This window comes from Aeromonas enteropelogenes (assembly GCF_000819845.1).
GTDB classification, from domain to species: Bacteria; Pseudomonadota; Gammaproteobacteria; order Enterobacterales; family Aeromonadaceae; genus Aeromonas; species Aeromonas enteropelogenes.
Genome location: NZ_CDCG01000037.1, coordinates 1 through 20925, shown reverse-complemented (window position 1 = coordinate 20925; position 20925 = coordinate 1). Strand labels below are relative to the sequence as shown.

19 protein-coding genes, 1 tRNA gene and 1 riboswitch are annotated in these 20925 nt (G+C 57.7%); of the genes, 12 read left to right on the top strand and 8 right to left on the bottom strand.

Translation table 11 applies throughout. The annotated features are described in order from the left end of the window. Window positions 1-42: 42 nt before the first annotated feature. Window positions 43-879, bottom strand: a complete 837-nt coding sequence (gene purU, locus BN1123_RS12825) for a formyltetrahydrofolate deformylase (protein WP_042027403.1) — start codon at window positions 877-879, stop codon at window positions 43-45. A gap of 232 nt (window positions 880-1111) precedes the next feature. Next, window positions 1112-1269, top strand: a riboswitch (FMN riboswitch). A gap of 105 nt (window positions 1270-1374) precedes the next feature. On the opposite strand from purU, the gene ribB reads away from it, so the two are divergent. Both ribB and BN1123_RS12815 read left to right on the top strand, forming a co-directional pair. After that, a complete protein-coding gene (gene ribB / locus BN1123_RS12820) occupies window positions 1375-2028 on the top strand; it encodes a 3,4-dihydroxy-2-butanone-4-phosphate synthase (protein WP_042027402.1) in 654 nt (217 codons plus the stop codon). A 224-nt stretch (window positions 2029-2252) separates the two neighbouring features. Beyond that, window positions 2253-2495 (top strand): Lpp/OprI family alanine-zipper lipoprotein, encoded by a 243-nt coding sequence (locus BN1123_RS12815; RefSeq protein ID WP_005334342.1) that lies wholly within the window; start codon window positions 2253-2255, stop codon window positions 2493-2495. Window positions 2496-2642: 147 nt separating this feature from the next. On the opposite strand, the gene BN1123_RS12810 is transcribed toward BN1123_RS12815, so the two are convergent. Continuing rightward, window positions 2643-3491 carry a tetratricopeptide repeat protein gene (locus tag BN1123_RS12810; RefSeq protein WP_042027401.1) on the bottom strand — a complete coding sequence of 283 codons (849 nt, stop codon included), beginning with the start codon at window positions 3489-3491 and terminating at the stop codon, window positions 2643-2645. Beyond that, a complete protein-coding gene (locus BN1123_RS12805) occupies window positions 3488-4210 on the bottom strand; it encodes a 4'-phosphopantetheinyl transferase family protein (RefSeq protein WP_042027400.1) in 723 nt (240 codons plus the stop codon). The genes BN1123_RS12810 and BN1123_RS12805 overlap by 4 nt, the downstream gene beginning before the upstream one ends. A 275-nt stretch (window positions 4211-4485) precedes the next feature. Between BN1123_RS12805 and BN1123_RS12800 the strand changes: the two genes are divergently transcribed. The 4 genes from BN1123_RS12800 (at window position 4486) to BN1123_RS12785 (ending at window position 8674) form a co-directional block, all read left to right on the top strand. Further along, complete coding sequence (locus BN1123_RS12800; RefSeq protein WP_042027399.1) at window positions 4486-4974, top strand: C40 family peptidase; 489 nt, start codon at window positions 4486-4488, stop codon at window positions 4972-4974. A 151-nt stretch (window positions 4975-5125) separates the two neighbouring features. Further along, the gene (rlmF, locus tag BN1123_RS12795; RefSeq protein ID WP_042027397.1) at window positions 5126-6070 is read left to right on the top strand and encodes a 23S rRNA (adenine(1618)-N(6))-methyltransferase RlmF; all 945 of its coding nucleotides are present in this window, start codon (window positions 5126-5128) and stop codon (window positions 6068-6070) included. Window positions 6071-6302: 232 nt separating this feature from the next. After that, a complete protein-coding gene (locus BN1123_RS12790) occupies window positions 6303-7028 on the top strand; it encodes a MaoC family dehydratase (RefSeq protein ID WP_042027394.1) in 726 nt (241 codons plus the stop codon). Window positions 7029-7258: 230 nt separating this feature from the next. After that, complete coding sequence (locus tag BN1123_RS12785; protein ID WP_042027393.1) at window positions 7259-8674, top strand: SLC13 family permease; 1416 nt, start codon at window positions 7259-7261, stop codon at window positions 8672-8674. A 76-nt stretch (window positions 8675-8750) separates the two neighbouring features. Here the strand turns inward: BN1123_RS12785 and BN1123_RS12780 are convergent, their stop codons facing one another. Both BN1123_RS12780 and BN1123_RS12775 read right to left on the bottom strand, forming a co-directional pair. Then, complete coding sequence (locus BN1123_RS12780) at window positions 8751-9737, bottom strand: DUF481 domain-containing protein (RefSeq protein WP_026457253.1); 987 nt, start codon at window positions 9735-9737, stop codon at window positions 8751-8753. Between the two features lie 21 nt (window positions 9738-9758). Next, window positions 9759-10676: a L,D-transpeptidase family protein gene (locus BN1123_RS12775; RefSeq protein WP_042028169.1), complete on the bottom strand. Its 918-nt coding sequence runs from the start codon at window positions 10674-10676 to the stop codon at window positions 9759-9761. Between the two features lie 308 nt (window positions 10677-10984). On the opposite strand from BN1123_RS12775, the gene BN1123_RS12770 reads away from it, so the two are divergent. After that, window positions 10985-11074: transfer RNA gene (locus tag BN1123_RS12770), tRNA-Ser, on the top strand. 169 nt (window positions 11075-11243) lie between these two features. Here the strand turns inward: BN1123_RS12770 and BN1123_RS12765 are convergent. Beyond that, window positions 11244-12086, bottom strand: coding sequence for a MurR/RpiR family transcriptional regulator (locus tag BN1123_RS12765; protein ID WP_042027392.1), 843 nt, complete (start codon window positions 12084-12086; stop codon window positions 11244-11246). A 162-nt stretch (window positions 12087-12248) separates the two neighbouring features. On the opposite strand from BN1123_RS12765, the gene BN1123_RS12760 reads away from it, so the two are divergent. Then, window positions 12249-13805, top strand: coding sequence for a PTS transporter subunit EIIC (locus BN1123_RS12760; protein ID WP_042027389.1), 1557 nt, complete (start codon window positions 12249-12251; stop codon window positions 13803-13805). A gap of 8 nt (window positions 13806-13813) precedes the next feature. Then, a complete protein-coding gene (locus BN1123_RS12755; protein ID WP_224212353.1) occupies window positions 13814-14500 on the top strand; it encodes an N-acetylmannosamine-6-phosphate 2-epimerase in 687 nt (228 codons plus the stop codon). 448 nt (window positions 14501-14948) lie between these two features. On the opposite strand, the gene BN1123_RS12750 is transcribed toward BN1123_RS12755, so the two are convergent. Next, a complete protein-coding gene (locus BN1123_RS12750; protein WP_042027384.1) occupies window positions 14949-15878 on the bottom strand; it encodes an alpha/beta hydrolase in 930 nt (309 codons plus the stop codon). A gap of 49 nt (window positions 15879-15927) precedes the next feature. Further along, window positions 15928-16845 (bottom strand): alpha/beta hydrolase, encoded by a 918-nt coding sequence (locus BN1123_RS12745; protein WP_042027383.1) that lies wholly within the window; start codon window positions 16843-16845, stop codon window positions 15928-15930. A gap of 123 nt (window positions 16846-16968) precedes the next feature. Here BN1123_RS12745 and BN1123_RS12740 point away from each other — a divergent pair, with 123 nt between their 5' ends. From BN1123_RS12740 to BN1123_RS12730, 3 genes are all read left to right on the top strand, one after another. Further along, on the top strand, window positions 16969-17892 hold the full coding sequence (locus tag BN1123_RS12740; RefSeq protein ID WP_042027380.1) for a LysR family transcriptional regulator: 924 nt from the start codon (window positions 16969-16971) through the stop codon (window positions 17890-17892). A 771-nt stretch (window positions 17893-18663) separates the two neighbouring features. Then, window positions 18664-19182: a type VI secretion system effector Hcp1 gene (hcp1, locus tag BN1123_RS12735; protein ID WP_010634242.1), complete on the top strand. Its 519-nt coding sequence runs from the start codon at window positions 18664-18666 to the stop codon at window positions 19180-19182. A 301-nt stretch (window positions 19183-19483) separates the two neighbouring features. After that, the coding region (locus BN1123_RS12730; protein ID WP_042027378.1) for a type VI secretion system Vgr family protein at window positions 19484-20925 on the top strand (1442 nt) is incomplete at its 3' end.

Genomic DNA, 20925 nt, shown 5'->3' with positions numbered 1-20925 from the left:
CAACAAAGGCTCCCTTGGGAGCCTTTGTTGTTTGAGATGGGGTTACTTGAACACCACCGTCTTGTTGCCGTAGACGAACACCCGCTCGTGCAAGACCAGCTCCAGGGCGCGGCTCAGTACCGACTTTTCCACATCCCGTCCGGCCTTGGCCATGTCATCGGCGGTGAAGGTGTGATCCACGTGGATCACGTCCTGCTCGACGATGGGGCCTTCATCCAGATCGTCGGTGACGAAATGGGCGGTAGCGCCGATCAGCTTGACTCCGCGATCAAATGCCTGGCGATAGGGGCGGGCACCGATGAAGGCGGGCAGGAAGGAGTGGTGGATGTTGATGAGTTTGCGCGGGTAGGCGGCGACGAAGCTTGGGGTCAGTACCCGCATGTACTTGGCCAGGATCACGTAATCGGGATCATAGCTGTCGATGATGGCGCGCACCTGCTCCTCGTGCTCGGTGCGGCTCAGCTCGTCGTGGCTGACGGTATGAAACGGGATATCGAACTTGCCGGTAAGCTCGGCCAGGGTGTCGTAGTTGCCGATGACAGCGACTATGTCCATGTCCAGCGCGCCGGCGTAGTTCTTCATCAGGATGTCGCCGAGGCAGTGAGCCTCCTTGGTCACCAGGATGACGATGCGTTTCTTGCCAGCCTTGACCAGGCGGCGCAGGGCCCCGAGCGGCAGGGCATCATCGAGGTCGGCCAGCAGGGTCTCGTCATTGAAACGCCCTTCCAGCTCGGTGCGCATGAAGAAACGGCCATTCTCGTGGTCAACGAACTCATCGTTCTTGATGATATTGAGCTGATGCTTGTAGCAGATGTTGGTGATCTTGGCGATGAGGCCCTTGGCGTCCGGGCAGTCCGTCAACAGTATTTTCTTTTCCATCTCTGTCATTTTCCGTTTGTGGTGTTGGCGCCTGTCGGGCTGCGCAGGCGGCGCGTTTTTTCAGGCACTATGCCACAAACAAATTGAGGCCATAAAGAAATTCGGCGGCTCGTCATGGTCTTCTGGGTCAGGGCGGTCTGAGTCTGCAATAAACGAGTCCTTCCATAGTCGGTTTTCGCGTTGACAGGGATTTGGGCTGGTATCTGCAACCGTTTTTCTTTAGGCTGTCCGGGCTTATTCTCAGGGCGGGGTGAAATTCCCCACCGGCGGTATCCCGATTGACTCGGGGAGCCCGCGAGCGCCCGACCCCGGTTTGACACCGGGTCGGGGTCAGCAGATCCGGTGAGATGCCGGAGCCGACGGTTACAGTCCGGATGAAAGAGGATAAGACAGACTATTGCAGGCAAGCCCCCCGCGGGCCAGCCGCTGCATGCCTATCTCTGTCTGCCTTTCCGTGCCCTGATTCTGGTCCTTGTCTTGTTTAGGAGTTTTACCATGAATCAGTCTCTACTCAGTGAATTCGGTGATCCCGTTGCTCGTGTCGAAGCTGCGCTCGAGGCCTTGCGTGCCGGTCGTGGCGTTCTGGTTGCCGACGATGAAGATCGGGAGAACGAGGGCGACCTCATTTTCGCCGCGCAGTCCATGACCAACGAACAGATGGCGCTGATGATCCGCGAGTGCTCCGGCATCGTCTGTCTCTGCCTGACCGATGAGCGGGTGCGCCAGCTCGAATTGCCCATGATGGTGGAAGCCAACTCCAGCCACTATCAGACCGCATTCACCGTCACCATCGAGGCGGCGCAAGGGGTCACCACCGGTGTTTCCGCCGCCGATCGCATCACCACCATCCGCGCCGCCATTGCCGATGGCGCCAAGCCGGGGGATCTCCATCGCCCGGGCCATGTCTTCCCGCTGCGGGCCCGCACCGGCGGGGTCTTGACCCGTCGTGGCCACACCGAGGCGACAGTCGATCTGATGCAGCTTGCCGGGCTCAAACCGTTCGGCGTATTGTGTGAGTTGACTCGGGAGGATGGCTCCATGGCGCGGCTGCCGGATCTGGTCACTTTTGGTCGCAAGCATCAGATGCCGGTCTTGACCATTGAGGATTTGGTGCAATATCGCCAATTGTTGTCAGAACAAACCGCCTGAGGCTCATACGAAATTGTAATAAGGGAAGTTTTTGGTTAGTCTTTGTGCGTACCCCGGTTACATGACACTCATTTTTGGTCGATTCTGGGTAAAAAATGCTCGGTCGAAAAAAAATGAGGGTTTTAATGCATTTATCTGTGCTGGGGGCTATGCAAAGTATGATTTTTTTGTGCCATAATCACGCCGCTTGCTAAACGTCTGGCGAGTTCAAGGGAGCTTTAAAAATGAAAAAATTGTTGTTGGTAGGTGTTGTTGGTCTGTCCGCTCTGCTGGGTGGTTGCGCTAACACCAGCGAACTGGAAACCTCCGTTCAGAATCTGTCTAACAAAGTTGACCAGCTGGCTCAAGATGTTAGCGCAGTTCGTGCTGATCAGTCCAAGATCGCTGCTGATGTTGCTGAAGCCAAGCAAGAAGCTATGCGTGCTAACCAGCGCATCGACAACATGGCTACTTCCTACAAGAAGTAATCCATGCAAAAAAATGGCGCAGCAATGCGCCATTTTTTTATGTCTGAAATTCACCAATTCTTTACCTGACGTTCACTTCCTGACCCATGAGGTCATGCCGGTTTCCCGGCACTCCCCCACGTAATTCCACACGTTATTTCGCGTCTCTCAATAGAGCAGGCTGTAGAGTTTGCGACGGTAGTTTTGCGCCGCCGGCGTACTGCCCATGGTCGCCAGAATATCGAGATAAGTTTTTCTGGCATCGCCAAACGCCAGATCCCGCTTGAGAATGGTCAGCAGCAGCACCAGCGCCTCTTCCTGACGCCCCGCCTGGTTGTATTGCACCGCCAGATCCTGAGCCAGGGCAAAATCATCCGGATATTCAGCGTAGCGCGCCTCCAGTGCCCGCAGTTCCGGGCTGTCGGCAGCTTGCTGTGCCAAGGCAAGCTGTGAACTCAGGGCATGGTAGTGAGCATCCTGCGCCACCATGGGGATCTGACCGAGGCGCTCCTGCGCTTCATCCAGCAGATTGAGGTCGAGCGCCGCCTGAATGAGCCACAGGCTGATATCGTGACGGTCAGGGGCCAGCTGGTGGGCCTTGCCAAGATGGGGATAGGCGATGCTGGGCTGCTCGTCGGCCAGCGCCTGCTGGGCCTTGGCCAGCAGCTCTTCCTCCTCCTTGGGGGCGAAGGCGGCAAAGTACTGGCGCAGGGTAGCTTCATCCTGCGGGCCTTCGATGATCGCCTGTTCGTCGGGGCGGCCTTGATGGAACAGCACCAGGGCGGGCAGGGCGCGCAGCCCGAGCTGGCTGGCCAGCGGCTGCAGCTGGGGATCGTTCATGTCCACCTTGGCCAGGGTCACCTGCGGGTTGGCAGGGCCGACCAGAGATTCGACCAGCGGGGTCATTCCCTGGCATTCCGGCATCTGCGGCGCATGGAAGTAGATGACGACCGGCTTCTTCATGGAGGCATCGATCAGTTCGGCGTGAAAATTCTGGGGAGTAATGTCGACGATCATGAGTTGGACTCTTCAGAGAGGGTGTTGAACAAGATGGGGCTGATGGCATGGCAATTCAAGCGTTCATCCAGCCGGTAGCAGTGAACCAGGGAATGGCTGGCCGCAATGCTCAACCAGCCGCTGGCAAATGGCCAGTCCTGCACCTGGTAGCACGTGTTATCCAGCCGGTTGTCGAGACGCCACCCCTCTTCCGGGAGGAAACAGATCTTCTCAAGCCCGGCGGCGATGCCGCCACCATGGGCTTTGAGCACCGCTTCCTTGCGTGACCAGAGCCGATAAAAGGCACTCTCCTGCTGAGTGTCTGGCAGCTGACTGAGCCAGCTGTATTCGCTCTTGGCATAGAAGCGCCGGGCAAGGGGCAGGGGACTGCGGCGGCGCATGCCCAGCTCGAGATCGACCCCGAGCGGCCCCTGCGCGCTCAGGGCCAGCACCAGCCAGGGACCGCTGTGGCTGAGGTTGAAATGCCAGGCATCATCCTGCAGCCGTGGCTTGCCATGCTCCCCCTGGCCAAAGTGCAATTCACTGGCCGGTTGCTGCAGCCGTTCGGCCAGAAGCTGGCGCAACAGGCCCCGGCTGACCAGGTACTCCTGGCGCCGCGCTGGCAGCGTTATCGAGTGCCAGATATCTCTCTCTTCGGCGGATAACAGGGTGGTCAGCCGGGTGAGCTGGGCTTCATGGATGTCTGCCGGTCTTAACAAAAAAAGATCCGTGGCGGTCATAATTTTTCACTTTAAAAAGGGGCTGAAACAGGGATAAAAGTCAGTTTTCTATGAGGCCCGAGGCCATTTCGGGGATTGTATATTGTTTGTTCATGATCACATTAATTATGAAAAACAACGCATTTACTTGCAAAAATGTGACCTCGATAGGGATTTTCACTTGCCTCGATAGAATTCTTGGATATAGTCGAGTGCTGTTGCCTTATGAATTGCCCTTTGGGGCCGTATTTTAACAAGATTTACGTTTTTACGGGGATAAAGGATTGCGCCACCTGATGCTACTGCTGGTCGCGCTCGGTATGGTGGGTTGTGCTTCGGCCCCCCAGCCCGAGGTCGCGAGCAAGATTGAAGTTGCCATGATGGAACCCGTTGTCGAACCGGAACCGTCGCAAACACCGGATGTGAACGAAATTCTGACCGTGTACAAAGAGTGGCGCGGTACGCCCTACCGTTATGGTGGCACCACTGAACGTGGTATCGATTGCTCGGCGTTCACCCGCGAAGTATTCCGCAATGCCATCGGCATCGAATTGCCCCGGGATACCCGCTCCCAGGTTCATGAAGGCGCTCGCGTCGCCAAGCAGGATCTGGTCGAAGGGGATCTGGTCTTCTTCAAGATCAATCGTCGCCTCAATCATGTCGGCATCTATGTAGGCAATGGCGAGTTCATCCACGCCTCCACCCGAGCCGGGGTAACGCGCTCCAAGCTCGACAGTGCCTACTGGCGCAGCAAGTTCTGGCAAGCACGCCGGATCGATATCTGAGTCAGGCTGGACAAACGGCTCGCGGTACGGACTGTTTTTCCAACCTCACTTGAACCGGGCTCTCGCAGCCCGGTTTTTTATGGCCGTCATTTAGACTTTACCGCCTCAAGTCACTATAGTGTGACCCCCGTTTTTCCTCGGCAGACCCAATATGACATCTCACAGTGACCGCAAATCCGGACTCCATCCCCGCAACCGTCATCAGGAGGGTTACGACCTTGAGGCACTCTGTCTGGTGACTCCCGAGTTGGCAGCCCATGTGTTCACCAACGACTATGGCAAACGCACCATCGACTTTGCCGATCCGTTGGCCGTCAAGGCGCTGAACAAGGCGCTGCTGGCACGTCACTATGGCATTGCTCATTGGGATCTGCCCGCCGGTTATCTTTGCCCGCCCATCCCGGGGCGCGTCGACTATCTGCATCGAGTGGCGGATCTTCTGGCCGAGAGCGCAGGGGAGGTGCCCACCGGCAAACAGGTACGGGTGCTGGATATCGGGGTCGGTGCGAACTGCATTTATCCACTGCTGGGGGCTCGAGAGTATGGCTGGCGCTTCGTGGGGGCGGATATCGATCCCGTATCGGTCAAGGCAGCGACCCTGCTGGCCGCCAGCAATGGCCTCGGCAAACAGATCGAATGTCGCCTGCAGACCAATGCCAGGCAGGTTTTTCGCGGCATCATTGGGCCCAGGGAGCAGTTTTCGCTGACTCTTTGCAACCCGCCGTTTCACGCCTCGCTGGAGGAGGCGAGCAAGGGAACCGAGCGCAAGCTGCGCAATCTGGGCAAAGGAGAGGCGGGCAAGCCGGTGCTCAATTTCGGCGGTCAGAAGGCCGAGCTCTGGTGCGAGGGAGGCGAGGCGGCCTTTCTGGCCAACATGATTGGTCAAAGCAGGGAGTTTGCCGGCCAGTGCCTCTGGTTCAGCTCCCTGGTTTCGAAGAAAGAGAACATGCCTGCGGCGAAAAAAGCGTTGGGTCGGGTCGGCGCCGTCGACGTGCGGGTCATCGACATGGCTCAGGGGAACAAGATCAGCCGGGTGTTGGCCTGGACGTTCCTCGACAAGTCCGCTCGAACAGCCTGGTGGTCCAGAACCCGATGAGTTGTTTTTCACAAGGCCCGGCAGGGACTTTTTTGGTTATTTTTTAGCTAAATCAAGGCGTTTTGCCATCCGAACCCAGCTTGGCAGATTATCTTTATTTAGGGCCTGTAAGTAGTCACTTTCGCCTTGGTACAGTTGTACGCCGAGATTTTTTTGCACTTTCACCTGTAACTTTAATAAAATAGGACTGGTTAGACCTCTTATAGGCATTGAATCGAATAGGGATCGGTAGATGAAAGTTGTCGATTTTCTGAAGCACAAGCGCGAAATTTTGGCGCAGCACCCCTTTGAGCTCAAGGATTGGCTCTCTCCGGCGATCCGCGACTACTGGCGTGAGTTTCAGCAAAAGGCACACCTGCATCCTTTGCTGGGGCGCGTGCTCGACCCTCACGGTGAAACCCAGCACGGTCAGCAGCAAGAGTCCGTCGCCGTCGCCCAGGTTGCCAATGGCCAGCCTGCCATGGTGCAGGAGCCGGCCATCGAGCTGGACGAGGCCGCCGCCGCACTCTATGCCGAGTTGCAGGGCCGTATCGGTGAAGAGACTCACGTCGGTGAATGGCTCCATGTCAGTCAGCAGATGATCGATCAGTTTGCTGCGGTGACGGGGGATCACCAGTGGATCCACACCAATCCCGAGCGTGCCGCCGCCGAGTCGCCCTTCAAGACCACCATCGCTCACGGCTTCCTGACCCTGGCGTTGCTGCCGCAGTTGACCGGTTCGGTCGACGAGAGCACTCCCGAGTTTCCCACCGCTCGCATGGTGGTGAACTTTGGTCTCGACCAGGTGCGTTTCCCCTATCCCATCAAGGTGGAGAGCAATATCCGCGCGCGCACCAAACTGGCTCGCGTCACCCCCATCAAGGGCGGGCTGGAGCTGCTCAAGGAGATCAAGGTGGAGATCGAAGGGATCCGCCGTCCCGGCTGCGTCATCGAGTCGGTAACCCGCATCTATTTTTAATCACGTCTTTGCAGTGAATCGTTGAACGGGCCCGCTTTGTCGGGTCCGTTTTTGTATCCAGCGAAGAGAGGGTGGTCTGCCCATGACAGCCAGTGTCATGAACAGCTTGATATGACTCACAAAACCGGTGTCGTCGCAGTTAGCCAGCTCTCATTTTGATAAGACGGCGAACTGATGAGATAGCATTTTATGCCACTATTGAATCCTTGCTCCCTATCCTGGAGAAAATAGTGCCAATTAATCACAAGATTATTCTGCCTGTGCTGCTCAGCCTGTTTATCCTGCTGATCCCGACCCATTGGATCCCGTTGGAGGGAATCACAGTGGTGGAGCAGCGGGTTGTCGCCATCTTCGTGCTGGCCGCACTGTGCTGGATCCTCGAGCCCATCCCCATCTTCGCCACCTCGGTCCTGATCATAGTGCTGGAGCTGCTGCTGCTCTCTGACAAGGGGCTCTGGTTTATGACGGCCGACAAGGGCGAGACCGGCTTTGGCACCTTGCTGACCTCGACCGAGATCATGGCCACCTTCGCCTCACCGGTCATCATGCTGTTTCTCGGTGGCTTCTTTCTGGCCATCGCCGCGACCAAATATCATCTGGACGTGAACCTGGCCCGGGTGCTGCTGCGTCCCTTCGGGCGCAATCCGCGAGTCGTCATGCTGGGCCTCATGCTGATCACCGCGACCTTCTCCATGTTCATGAGCAATACCGCGACCACGGCCATGATGCTGGCGATCCTGGCGCCGGTATTGGCGGTGTTTCCCGACAAGGATCCCGCCAAGATCGGATTTGTGCTGGCGATTCCCCTGGCGGCCAACCTGGGGGGGATAGGCACACCAATTGGTACGCCCCCCAACGCCGTGGCTCTCAAGTACCTGACCGGTGAGCATGCCATCTCCTTTGGTCAGTGGATGGGATTTGCAGTGCCCTTCGTAGTGCTGTTGCTGCTGCTCGGCTGGTTCTTGCTTGGTCGTTTCTACCCCAGCCAGCTCAAGCAGATGGACCTCAAAATTGAGGGGCGCTTCATGCAAACGCCCCGGGCCTGGGTGGTTTACCTCACTTTTATCCTGACCATAGTGTTGTGGCTGATGGGAGACCTGCACGGCATGAGTTCCTATGTGGTCGCCATGATCCCGGTGGCGGTATTCCTCACCACGGGCATTATCACCAAGGAGGATTTGCACAGGATCTCTCTGGACGTGTTGTGGCTGGTATCGGGCGGTATCGCGCTGGGTCTGGCGCTGGAGGATTCCGGATTGGCGGAGCGGCTGATCACCCATATCCCGTTCCATGAATACTCTACTCTGGTGGTGCTGGTAGGGGCCTGTCTGCTGGCGGTAGTGATGGCCAACTTCATGTCCAATACGGCGACGGCCAACCTGCTGTTGCCACTGGTGGCGGCGCTGGCTGTCAGCATGCCGGGACTGGCCGAGTGGGGGGGCAGCCACACCCTGATCCTGGCAGTCACCATTTCGGTATCCCTTGGCATGTCCTTGCCGATCAGTACGCCCCCCAATGCGCTGGCCCACGCGACCGGTCTGGTGGAGAGCCACCAGATGGTGCGGATCGGCGTCATCATGGGGTTGGTTGGCACTGTTCTGGCCATGGTGTGGATCTACCAGATTGCCGCCTGGGGTCTGATTTGAACCCGGGTCATGCAATAGTAAAGGGGAGCCATCGCGGCTCCCCTTCTTTATATGGCTGTATTTGACAGTCGCTTGCCTAGAAACTGGCACCCAGGCTGATCAGGTGGCGGATCTCGCTCTCCTTGAGGCTCTGCTCTACCCCCTCATACCGGATCTCCCCATCCTGCCAGTCGAGCTCACTCGACCAGGAGAGGCGGATATTGTCGTTGAGGTAGTAACGTAATCCTATGCTGCCATTGATATCCTGCTCCAGGGTGACATAGGGGGACGGCTGTGACAGATATTTCAAATAAGTCCCCTTGCTGAACAGTTCTAACTGCTGTTGCCAGAGCGAGAATGGCTGACGGTAATCCCAGCCCAGGCTACCGATGGGGTAGCTGATGATGCGGGAATCAAACAGGCGCAGGCCTGTCCAGCTGCCGTCGCGAAAATAGGTGCGCTGTATGCCCGCCTGGGCAATCAGTTCGAGCCGCCTGCGCTTGTCGTTCCAGAAACGGTAACCGGGACCCGAGCTGAAGTCCAATTGGAGGTAGTTCTCATCCAGCATGTCGTACTCGGCATTGAGGGAGTTGCGGACAAACCAGTGATTGTTGAAGAAAAAGTCCAGGGTCGGGTTGAGTTTATAGTCGTGGCTGTTGGTCTCGCCATTGGCGGTTTCGTAGTTGTACTCCCCTGACAGGCTGTAACGCCAGTCGAGGTTGGCAACCTCCGTCTTGCCCTTGATGTTGATGTCGTTGGTGCGGGTCTCGTTCTCCTTGAGCTTGATATTGAGATCGCCATTACCGGTCCAGAGCCAGGCATTGCGCTCATCCTCATCCCCCTGAAATAGCGGTATGCCCCCCTTGGCCGTGGCTCTGGGTTTGTCCTGCTTCTCCAGCCGCCAGCGTTTGACTGCTTCCCGTTTGATCGTCACGGCCTGGCTATAGGGCAGGGCGATGCGCACCGACTCATCGGTGATCTCCTCTATGGTTCCGGTCAGGCGATCGCCGTTGCGCATCCAGAGAATGTCCTTGGCCCATGAGGGGGGGCTTGCCAGCATGAACAGGAGGAGCAGGTATCTCATGAGCAATGATGACTCCGGTACTTAGCCGCTGATGGGTCGGGGCAGCCCGTTCTTGCTGTCCAGTGCGGCGGTGACATCGGCCTGAGTGACCTCGGGCGCGCTGATAAATTGCTCGATGGCTGGTGACAGAACCAGAGGGGCGCCATTTTCGAGCTCTTCCTCGGTACGGGACAGGGGCGAGTGCACCTCCAGCCAGCGCCGGCCATCGGGTTCGATGGCGACCTTGACCGGCTGGTTGATGACCCGTACCGGTGTGCCGACGGGCACTATCTTGAACAGCGACTCTATGTCATCCGGACGCAGACGGATGCAGCCGGCGCTGACCCGCAAACCGACGCCAAACTCCTTGTTGGTGCCGTGGATCAGATAATCCCGGTTGCCATAGCCCAGGCGCATGGCAAATTTGCCAAGGGGGTTTTCAGGACCGGGGGGAACGACCGCCGGCAGGGAGATCCCTTTTTGTTCCAGCCAGGACTTGCGCACCATGGGGCCGGGCACCCAGGTCGGGTTCGGCTTTTTCTCTATGATGGTGGTCGTCATCTCCGGGGTTTCACGGCCGACATCGCCAATCCCGATGGGCAGCACGATCACCTCGTCCTTCCCCTTGGGGAAGTAGTAGAGACGCAGCTCGGGCAGGTTGATGACTATGCCCTCCCGGGGCACATCGGGCAGCAGCATCTGGGTGGGCAGGGTCAGCCGGGTGCCCGGGGTGGGCAGATAGGGATCAACACCCGGGTTGGCCTCAAGCAGTGCCAAAAAACCGGTGTGGGTATTTTTCCCGACCAGTTCCAGATGATCGTTGGGTTGGACTATGTAGTCCTCCAGCTCGCCGATGAGACGGCTGTTGGCGGGCGGGAGAGGGTAGGTCTGGGCCAGCACCTGGGTGGTGCAGAGCATGGTCATGGTCAGCAGAAAGGAGAGAGCAGATTTTATCGGCATGAGGCTTTCCATCAATTCACATCTTTATATCGGGGCGGACATGTCGTCATTTCGCCAAGGAGGGACGCCGATTGTTCCTGAATCGGCCGAGGATTTCCAGTCTGCCTACCGGGTTACATGCTGTAGAGGGGGGGTTACCGGCCTGAACGCGGTCATTTCTGTCATGTTGCCGACAATATGAAGACAAAATGGGTTTTCGTCCGGAACACACCGAGATGAAGCCAGGTGCTCCTTTTATGTTCAGTCGTTTGATATTAAAGATATTTTTATTGCATTCTCCGGGTACCTTGGGTAAAAACTCTCCTCACGGAGAGATGCCGGAGTGGCCGAACGGGATTGACTCGAAATCAATTGTGGTAGCAATACCACCCAGGGTTCGAATCCCTGTCTCTCCGCCATATACCAAGCCCAACCTATTGATTAGGTTGGGCTTTTTCATTTTTATCTTTTTCTGGTATACCATTCAGTGTGCCATTTGGTGTTGGCTGACATACTACCCGGATGGATTACATTGGACATCGATCCAATCTGGTGTCCAAGTATTGATGATGCTTCCCTCGCTAGCGATTATATCAACCAAGGCAACGTAGCCTTGGCACTATCCGAGATAGCTCCCGCCAGCTCCGGCCTATTTTCCAATAGCTGTTGACTCAGTAGCTCAATAACCAGCATTGCACTGATCTTGGAGTGGAATGAACCTGCAGTCAGCGGCCCTTCCGGCTTGGCTGCCACCAACAGTTGATCGGCCAGTGAGGCGAGCGGGCTGCGGCTGGTGTTACTGAGAACAATGACGCTGGCACCATGCTCTTTGCCCAGTTGTACCGCATGCAGCAGATCTTTGGTCGAACCCGAGCTGGACACTGCTATCACCACATCCCCCGGTTTCAGGCTAGTCGCGTTCATCGCGGCGCGATGCATATCACTGAACTGTTGAGCAGATATGCCCATACGCAGTAAACGATAAGCCAGGTACTCCCCGATAATCGCACTCGCAGCAACACCATAGATCTGGATCTGGCGGGCCTTCTCCAATAGTTCGGCACTTTGTAAGAGTGCCTGCTGGCTGACCAAGGCCCCGGTATCACGCAATGCCGCCACACTCTCTTCAATCAGAGTGCTAAATGCACTGGTCGCCGATGCCTGAGGTTGGCTGGCTTGTTCCTGCTGGGTTTCCAGAGCCAGCGCCATCTTGAACTCTGTGTAACCACGGCACCCTACACCACGGCAAAGTCGAGTCACGCTGGCCTCGCTGGTGCCACTCTCACGGGCAAGCTCGGTGATGGTCAGATAGAGCACGCGCTGGGGCTGTTCCAGCACGAATTGCCCCAACCGCTGCAGGGTCTGGCTGTATGTGGCGAGTTGATGGCGAAGCAGCAAGAGAACGCGTGGTGCTTCTACAGGTTGATTCAATGGGGACTCCTTCAGGAGGGAGAGGATTCAAATTGCCATGATTTTAACGCGATTCACGTTATGAATGTGAGAGCGGTCACAGCATAAAAATAATTATCATGACATTTAAGTTGTGTTGATAAAAATTACCACCAGTGTGGTTCACTCGTGGAGATTTTTATCATGTCACTGTCCGAGAAGACGGGAAGCAGCCCGTTATTCGAAAAGGCGCAGCGTTTTGGCAAATCGTTTATGTTGCCCATCGCCGTCTTGCCTGCTGCAGGGTTGTTACTGGGGATTGGTGGCTCGCTTTCCAATCCGAACACGCTGGTTGCCTACCCGTTCCTTGATGTGCCCTGGTTACAGGGGTTGTTTATGCTGATGGCCGATGCCGGTGCCATTGTGTTTGCCAACCTGGCGGTGCTGTTTGCCGTGGGGGTTGCCGTAGGGTTGGCCCGTTCTGACAAGGGGACTGCCGGTCTCTCTGCGTTGCTTGCCTATCTGGTAATGAATGCCAGTATCAGCACCTTGCTCAAGCTCTCCGATACCCTGGCGAGCGGCAATCTGGGAGCTGCAGGTCAAGGGATGGCGCTCGGGATCCAGACGCTGGAGACCGGCGTATTCGGTGGCGTGGTTGTCGGGCTGATGAGCTATTGGCTGCATAGCCGTTATAACAAGGTGCAACTGCCGCAGTTTTTGGGCTTTTTTGGCGGTTCCCGTTTTGTGCCAATCGTCTGTTCACTCGCTGCCATCCTGCTCGGGTGTGTGATGTACGTGGTCTGGCCCCATTTTCAGAAGCTGATCTTCGGGATGGGTGGGCTGGTCGATGCCACCGGTTATCTTGGCACTTTTATCTACGGTTTTGTGCTGCGGATGCTCGGTCCATTCGGTCTGCACCATATCTTCTATCTCCCGTTCTGGACCACCGCACTGGGTGGCAGCGAGCTGATCAACGGTCATCTGGTGGAAGGAACCCAGCGCATCTTCTTCGCGCAGCTGGCTGATCCCAATACGGTCCAGTTCTATGAGGGCACGGCCCGCTTCATGTCCGGCCGTTTCATCACCATGATGTTTGGTCTGCTGGGCGCATGTCTGGCGATTTATCACTGCGCTCGACCCGAGAACAAGAAGCGGGTGGCAGGCCTGCTCATTTCGGCTGCACTGACTTCATTCCTGACAGGGATCACCGAACCTATCGAGTTTTCATTCCTGTTTATTGCACCGCCGCTCTATGTGTTGCACGCCTTCTTTGACGGTCTGGCATTCATGCTGGCGCACATGCTCAACATCACTATCGGGCAGACCTTCTCCGGTGGCTTTATTGACTTCATGCTGTTTGGCGTGTTGCAAGGCCAAGCTAAAACCAACTGGATGCTGGTTCCGTTGGTGGGCATTCCCTGGTTCTGCCTCTACTACATTTCATTCCGTTTCATGATCCAGCGCTTCAAGTTCAAAACACCGGGACGCGAAGATCAGCAGGAAGAGACAACGGAAGCGGTCGGCGCCGATCGTGCCAAAGCCATCATCATCGGGCTTGGCGGCGCGACCAACATCAAGGATGTGGATTGTTGTGCGACCCGGCTGCGCGTCTCCGTACATAACGGGGAGAGCGTCAGTGAAGGCTTGTTAAAGCAGACTGGAGCACTTGCAGTGATCACCAAGGGCAATGGCATCCAGGTTATCTATGGCCCGCATGTCACCATTATCAAGAACGAGATCGAGGAGTTATTGGGAGCATGAGTTGTACAATGCTGAACCAGATCAAAGGCAAGTTAATCGTTTCCTGTCAGGCGCTGGAAGATGAACCGCTTCACAGTGACTTCATCATGGGCAAGATGGCACTGGCAGCAGCCCGTGGTGGTGCCAGTGCCATCCGGGCAAACAGCGTGGTGGATATCAAGGCGATCAAGCAGGAGGTCTCCCTGCCGGTGATAGGGATCCTCAAGCGGGATTATCCAGGTTCTGATGTCTATATCACTGCGACCATGCGGGAAGTGGACGAGCTGATGGCCGCTTCGCCTGAGATGATTGCGCTTGATGCCACATTCCATCAACGCCCCGATGGGCTGACATTGGCTCAGATGATGGGGACAATTCGTGCACGCTATCCGCAGTTAATGCTGATGGCCGACATTGCAACCGTGGAAGAGGCACTGCATGCCGAGCAATTGGGCTTCGACTGCATCGGCACGACGCTTCATGGCTACACTGCCGAGACTCAGAGCCACAAGCTTTATGACGATGATTTTGCCTTTCTGCGCTCTGTGCTGGAGGCGGTCAATAAGCCTGTCATTGCTGAAGGGAATGTTAACACCCCGCAAATGGCTGCCCGTTGCTTGCAGCTAGGCGCTCATGCAGTCGTTGTTGGCGGCGCAATTACTCGCCCGCAGCAGATCACCGAGCGTTTTATCGAAGCGATGGGATTGTCGTCTTGATTACCCTCACGCATAGTTTTTGTTCGGGCCCGGTACGTTAACAGCCCTGGGCGTGTTTGTTTAAAGCAAAAAAATGAGGGAGGCTGAATGCCTCCCTCAATTTTTGCCAAGCACTAAGTTTTGTTTTGGACACGGTTTATCTGGTTGTAGCTCAGTGATATATCGCGGAGTTGTCATTGGTTCCTGTGCTGTAGATGTGTGTGAATATGGCTCCAGCCTTTGTGTTGATTTCGTCGGAGTTGTAGGAACTCGCGGGCAGATGGGGCAAACAGATGTTTGATGATCTCCGCCTTCATCTGGGCTTGCACGGTGGCCATACTGAATCACCACCGGCTTTGTAGACACCTAGCAGTTAGATATGGACTGACCTCGAGGATCAGTACGTTTCGTATATCGGTTGACCTTTCGTTTGTCTCATCAATGGGTGGGGGATGCCCCCACCACGGGATCACAGGGTGCGCTGGAAGAAGGGCACGAGGCTTGCCATGGCGATGGCCACCGGCTCGGCTTTGTCGTAGAGGTCGTAATGGGACCAGCCTTCGGCCACGACAATGTGCTTGTCGGTGGAGGCGGCGCGGCCGTAGATCTCCCAACCATCCCGATAGGCGCCAAAGCCCCCCGCCTTGTCGCCGATGACCACCATCAGCGGCTGGGTCAGCAGCACCTCGGCATGGAGGAAGGCATCCCACCCCATGGCGGCGCCGGTGAAGGACATCAGCTGGCGGGTCGCGCCGTGAGGCTGCTGACCGCGCGCCGTCTTGTAGTACTCGGTGGCCTCCAGTACGTCGATGTCGGTGATGCCTGCCGCGGTGGCCGCCGCCACGGACGCCGGCAGCAGATCGGCGGGCTCTGTGGCGCTCCCTTGCGCCTGCGCCGTGCGCATCCGGGCGATGCCCTGGGCCAGCTCAAGAGGCTTGAACTGGGCGAAGCCTTCGCGGATCAGGCGCCCATAGTTGACCCCCGTGATGGAGACCAGCGCCTTGAGGCGGTGATCCGTGATGCCCGCATGGATGGTGTAGGCGCCGCCGCCGCACACGCCGATGGCGCCGATGCGATCGCTGTCCACATAAGAGAGGGCTTGCAGGTAATCCACCGCGAAGCGGATGTCGGAGACCCGAATGGCCGGATCCTCGATAAAGCGCGGCTCACCGCCGCTGGCGCCCTGGAAGCTGGCGTCGGGCACCAGCACCACGAACCCCGCCGCGGCCAACCCTTTGGCGTAGACATTGCCGGCGGTCTGCTCCTTGCAGCTGCCGATGGGGTGGGTGCTGACGATGGCCGGGTAGCGCTTTTGCTCGTCGAAATCGGGCGGCAGGTAGAGGTCGGCCGCCGTCTGCCAGCCCAGGTTCTGATAGGTCAGGTTCAATACATGGCTCATGATGATGCTCCTCGATAAGCGAGAGGGGCTTCCCCCTCTCGCGGGCCGATTAGTTCAGGGTTCGCAGGAAGAAGGGGGCCAGCTTGGCGACGGCCTCATCGACATGGCGGGGCACATCGTAGAGGGACATGTGGTTGGCCCCCTCCACGACATGCAGGGTCTTGTCTGTGCTCGCGGCGCGCGCCAGCAGGTCATCGCTCATCCACTTGCTGCCGGCCACACTTCCTGCCACCGCCAGGATCGGCTGGGTCAGGAAGGCCTCCGCCTTGTGATAGGCGTCGTAGGTGATGATCTGGTTCAGGTTGCGGGTCAGGGCAAAGCCCGGCGCATTGGGGTGCTCGCTGCGCGGGGTGTGATAGTACTCCCAGGCTTCGCGCAGCTCCTCGTTGGGGGCATCCTCTTCACGCAGGGGGGCCAAGGGGATGGTGGCGTAGCCGCTGCCGGTCGCATCTGCGGTACGCGCCTGGGAGCCGAACGCCAGATAGCCCATGGCATCGGCATCCTTGACGCTGTTGTCCCAGCCATTGCGGAACATCTGGCCGATGTTGACCGCGCTGACCATGCCGAGCGCCTTGATGCGGCGATCCTGGATGGCGGCATTGGCGCTGTAGCCGGCGCCGGCGCAGATACCCATGGCCCCGATCTTGTGCTGATCGACATAGGGCAGCGTGGTCAGGTAGTCCACCACGGCGCTGACGTCCTCGGTGCTGACATGGGGGTTCTCCAGCTGACGCGGCTCGCCCGAGCTCTCGCCCTGATAGGAGCGGTCAAAGGCGATGGCGATGAGGCCCTGCTCGGCCAGCTTGCTGGCGTACAGGCCCGCGGTCTGCTCCTTCACTCCGCCGCCGGGGTGGGAGACCACGACCGCCGGGTACTGCTTGTGCTCATCGAAGTGCGGCGGGAAGTAAACGATGGCGGCCATAGTGATGCCTTGGCCGTTGCGATTGGGGAAGGTGACGTGGGACATGGTCGGGCTCTCCGTTAGGTTCAGGGTCGTCATGCTTGACGCGAGTTCGAGCTAATAGTAGTAAGTCTATTGAGCTAGATATACGCACCTATCAAGACATGACTGATTAGCCAGGCTAAACAAATGCCCATAGAACCTTCACTCGTCGCGTCACTGACGTGGTTTGCCCACATCGCCCGTCACCGCAGTTTCACCAAGGCCGCCACCGAGATGGGGGTGACCCGCGCCGCCCTCTCCCAGCACCTCAAGGGGCTGGAGCAGCAGTTGCAGGTGCGGCTCCTCAACCGTACCACCCGCGACATGTCGCTGACCGAGGAAGGGCGGCGCCTGCTGGATGTGCTGCAACCCTCGCTCACGGCGATCGAGCGGGTGGTGAGCGAGCTCAATGACTCCCACCTCGAGCCCTCGGGCCTTATTCGCATCAACAGCTCGCGCATCGCCGCCAGACTGCTGATCGAGCCCCACATGGGTGAGTTTCTGGCGCGCCATCCCAAGCTGCGGCTGGAGCTGGTGATGGCGGACGGGTTTTCCAACATCATCGCCGACGGGATGGATGCCGGCATTCGCCTGGGGGAGAGCCTGGATGAACACGTGGTGGCGGTGCCCATCACTCCCCCTTTGACCATGGCCATCGTCGGCTCCCCCGACTATTTCAGGCAGCATGGCACGCCGCAGACCCCGGGCGATCTCACCCGGCACAACTGCCTGGCCTACCGCTTTACCTCCAGCAATACCATCGACCGCTGGTCGTTTACCTCCCCCGATGAGGAGCAGCACACCCAGATCGTCGATCCCAAGGGCAACGCCGTGTTCAACGACGACGACAGCATGCTGCAGGCGGCCCTGCAGGGGGTGGGGCTGGTCAAACACCTGGATCTGCGGGTGCGCCAGTACCTGAGTGACGGATCACTGGAGCGGGTACTCGCCCCCTGGTGCCCCCCCTTCCCGGGGTTTTATCTCTATGTGCCGTCGCGGGCCCAGATGCCGGCCAAGATCCGGGCGCTGATGGACTTTCTGGTGGAGAAGCGCGAAGGGATTGCCAGGTAGCGTGCGCAAGAGCTTGCTTGGTGAAATGTTTCCGCCACATTCCAAGCCCGATCTATTTAAGGGGTGGGCTTTTTTATTTGATTGTCTTGGTCTTTCTTCCTGTATCGGTCGTTGCATACCAATCCCGCCGGGCGCTTGTGAGCGTTTGCTACCCATAGTCCCGCTTCCTGCGATTGGCTCATGTTGTCTACATGCCCGCTTCTGTAACTGGCTGTAGGCATCCTCTCGACCTATCCCTTGCGTAACGCAATTTCCCATGACTCATCGGATGCACTTCACAGCAGGGCTGGAAAAACAGGCGTCACTCGGTGACGGTTGCTTTTCATCAGTGGGGGTCTCCGGGGGCGCAGGAAAAGTCACGGAAACAGTTCATTGATCCTTGCGTATCTATGACGGTGACAGCACCACGATTGTCCTGAGGTGTGAGGAGGACACTCGCATCATGGTGATTTGGGCTGCTGGCATCAACGCGGGAAGCGTGCACCTGTGCCGGTGCAATATTGCGAGCGGCTAAATTGTCGCCATTTCAGTGAATCGTTCTGAACTGCGCAATGTATTGCGTATTTAACAGATTTAAAAACTGGATGGGCAACGATTGACGATGCATTGGGTGAGATAAAGCAAAAAATTGCTTGTCGTTGCATGGTGATTAGCGCGAACAGTTTGTAAATAATTGATAATTAATGATTTTTATAGGTGGCATGGACACTGCTAACAGATTCGCTCGAGTGCTATCTCATTTCACTAATCTATCATATCAGGAGCATATCCATGCCAACTCCATGTTATATCAGCATCGAAGGTAAAACCCAGGGCAACATCACTGCGGGTGCCTTCACCTCTGACTCCGTCGGCAACATCTTCGTGCAAGGCCACGAAGACGAGATGCTGGTACAAGAGTTCCAGCACGTCGTAACCGTACCGACCGATCCGCAATCCGGCCAGCCGGCTGGTCAGCGTGTCCACAAGCCGTTCAAGTTCACCGTGGCCCTGAACAAAGCCGTACCACTGATGTACAACGCCCTGGCTTCCGGTGAAATGCTGCCCAAAGTGACCCTGAAGTGGTATCGCACCTCCGTCGAGGGCAAGCAGGAGCACTTCTTCTCTACCGTGCTGACCGATGCCACCATCGTGGATATCGACTGCCAAATGCCGCATTGCCAGGACCCGGCGAAGTCTGACTTCACCCAGCTGATCCAGGTCTCCATGGCATACCGCAAGATTGACTGGGAACACACCGTTGCCGGTACTTCCGGTGCTGACGACTGGCGTGCTCCGATCGAGGCGTAAGCTGATGTTCAAGGGCACTGCTTGCGGTGCCCTTTTGCTCTTGGAACCATCGAAATCAGAGGTGCAATGCTGCCTCGCCAATTGCCCTCCATTGCATCCGATTTCCCTTGCCCACGATTTTTCTTATGCCTGTCTGCGCTTCGTGTGCAGGCATAAGAAAAATGGGGTCGCATCTTGCCGCTCGCCGTCAAGGGCGTGCGGTAGCCATGGTGTCAATGCCATCGGGAAGATTGCGACTCTCTCGCACGGCTTCAACGACCCCGTCACCCGGGGCAACACACTTTCTTGAGGGCTCTCACCGATGGCAGACAGCACAGGATTACAATTTACCGTCAAGGTGGGGGCGCTGCCCGAGGGGACCTTTGTGGTGGCCGAGTTTGCCCTGGAAGAGGCGCTGAACGACCCGTTCCAGCTGCGCCTTGAGTTGGCGAGTCCCCAGCCGGACATCGATTTTGCCGCCGTGCTGGACCAGCCGTGCGAGCTCCTGGTGTGGTACCACGGCGAGCTGCAGCGCCGGGTATGCGGGGTGGTCAGTGACTTTGCTCAGGGGGACAGCGGTTTTCGCCGCACCCGCTATCAGCTGCTGGTGCAACCGGCCCTGTGGCGGCTGGGGCTTCGCCACAACTCGCGCATCTTCCAGGCGCAAAAGCCCGATGAAATCCTCAGCATCCTGTTGCAGGAGCACGGCATCACCGACTATGCCTTTGCCCTCAAACATGAACATGCCCAGCGCGAATACTGCGTCCAGTACCGGGAAACCGACCTCGACTTCCTCAATCGCCTCGCTGCCGAAGAGGGGATGTTCTACTTCTTTGAGTTTGAGCAAGGCAAACACCGTCTCGTGTTTGCCGACGATGCGGCTGCATTAACTGCCGGCCCCGAGCTGTTCTTCAACCTTGACAACCGTTCCCTCGAGCAAGGCGCCTATGTGCGCCAGTTCCACTATCGCGAGGCGGTGCGCACCTCGGATGTGGAGCTCAAAGACTACAGCTTCAAGACCCCGGCCTATGGGCTCTCCCACAAGAAGCTGGGGGCCGAGCTTGAGCATCAGCGCCAGAGCTACCAGCACTTCGACTACCCGGGTCGCTACAAGCAGGACCCGAGCGGCAAGGCGTTTGCCCAGCATAGGCTGGATGCACTGCGCAATGATGCGGTAACAGGCCAAGGCAAATCCAACAGTGCGGCCCTGCTGCCGGGGCAGTATTTCTCCCTGACCGAGCACCCGAACGCCAGTCTCAACTGCGACTGGCAAATCATCCATATCCGTCACACCGGCCAGCAGCCGCAAGCGCTTGAGGAAGAGGGGGGCAGCGGCCCGACCGTCTATCACAACGAATTTGGCGTGGTGAAGGCGAGCACCACCTGGCGGGCCCGTATCGGCAGCCCGCAAGCGCCCCACAAACCCATGGTGGATGGCCCGCAGATTGCCATGGTGGTGGGCCCGGAGGGAGAGGAGATTTACTGCGACGAACACGGCCGGGTCAAGCTGCAGTTCCCCTGGGACAGATATGGCAGCTCCAATGACCAGAGCTCCTGCTGGGTGCGGGTGAGCCAGGGCTGGGCTGGCGGCCAGTACGGCATGATGGCCATCCCCCGCATTGGCCATGAAGTCATCGTTTCATTTCTGGAAGGAGACCCCGACCAGCCCATCGTCACCGGGCGCACCTACCACGCCACTAACCGGCCGCCCTATGAGCTGCCGGCCAACAAGACCCGCACCGTGCTGCGCACCGAGACCCACCA

What these genes read in the sequence shown, in the direction of transcription:
- BN1123_RS12805 (WP_042027400.1), bottom strand. Translation starts at nt 4,210, where the DNA reads ATGACCGCCACGGATCTTTTTTTGTTAAGACCGGCAGACATCCATGAA.
- BN1123_RS12815 (WP_005334342.1), top strand. Translation starts at nt 2,253, where the DNA reads ATGAAAAAATTGTTGTTGGTAGGTGTTGTTGGTCTGTCCGCTCTGCTG.
- rlmF (WP_042027397.1), top strand. Translation starts at nt 5,126, where the DNA reads ATGACATCTCACAGTGACCGCAAATCCGGACTCCATCCCCGCAACCGT.
- purU (WP_042027403.1), bottom strand. Translation starts at nt 879, where the DNA reads ATGGAAAAGAAAATACTGTTGACGGACTGCCCGGACGCCAAGGGCCTC.
- BN1123_RS12775 (WP_042028169.1), bottom strand. Translation starts at nt 10,676, where the DNA reads ATGCCGATAAAATCTGCTCTCTCCTTTCTGCTGACCATGACCATGCTC.
- BN1123_RS12790 (WP_042027394.1), top strand. Translation starts at nt 6,303, where the DNA reads ATGAAAGTTGTCGATTTTCTGAAGCACAAGCGCGAAATTTTGGCGCAG.
- ribB (WP_042027402.1), top strand. Translation starts at nt 1,375, where the DNA reads ATGAATCAGTCTCTACTCAGTGAATTCGGTGATCCCGTTGCTCGTGTC.
- BN1123_RS12780 (WP_026457253.1), bottom strand. Translation starts at nt 9,737, where the DNA reads ATGAGATACCTGCTCCTCCTGTTCATGCTGGCAAGCCCCCCCTCATGG.
- BN1123_RS12810 (WP_042027401.1), bottom strand. Translation starts at nt 3,491, where the DNA reads ATGATCGTCGACATTACTCCCCAGAATTTTCACGCCGAACTGATCGAT.
- BN1123_RS12800 (WP_042027399.1), top strand. Translation starts at nt 4,486, where the DNA reads ATGCTACTGCTGGTCGCGCTCGGTATGGTGGGTTGTGCTTCGGCCCCC.
- BN1123_RS12755 (WP_224212353.1), top strand. Translation starts at nt 13,814, where the DNA reads ATGCTGAACCAGATCAAAGGCAAGTTAATCGTTTCCTGTCAGGCGCTG.
- BN1123_RS12760 (WP_042027389.1), top strand. Translation starts at nt 12,249, where the DNA reads ATGTCACTGTCCGAGAAGACGGGAAGCAGCCCGTTATTCGAAAAGGCG.
- BN1123_RS12750 (WP_042027384.1), bottom strand. Translation starts at nt 15,878, where the DNA reads ATGAGCCATGTATTGAACCTGACCTATCAGAACCTGGGCTGGCAGACG.
- hcp1 (WP_010634242.1), top strand. Translation starts at nt 18,664, where the DNA reads ATGCCAACTCCATGTTATATCAGCATCGAAGGTAAAACCCAGGGCAAC.
- BN1123_RS12740 (WP_042027380.1), top strand. Translation starts at nt 16,969, where the DNA reads ATGCCCATAGAACCTTCACTCGTCGCGTCACTGACGTGGTTTGCCCAC.
- BN1123_RS12745 (WP_042027383.1), bottom strand. Translation starts at nt 16,845, where the DNA reads ATGTCCCACGTCACCTTCCCCAATCGCAACGGCCAAGGCATCACTATG.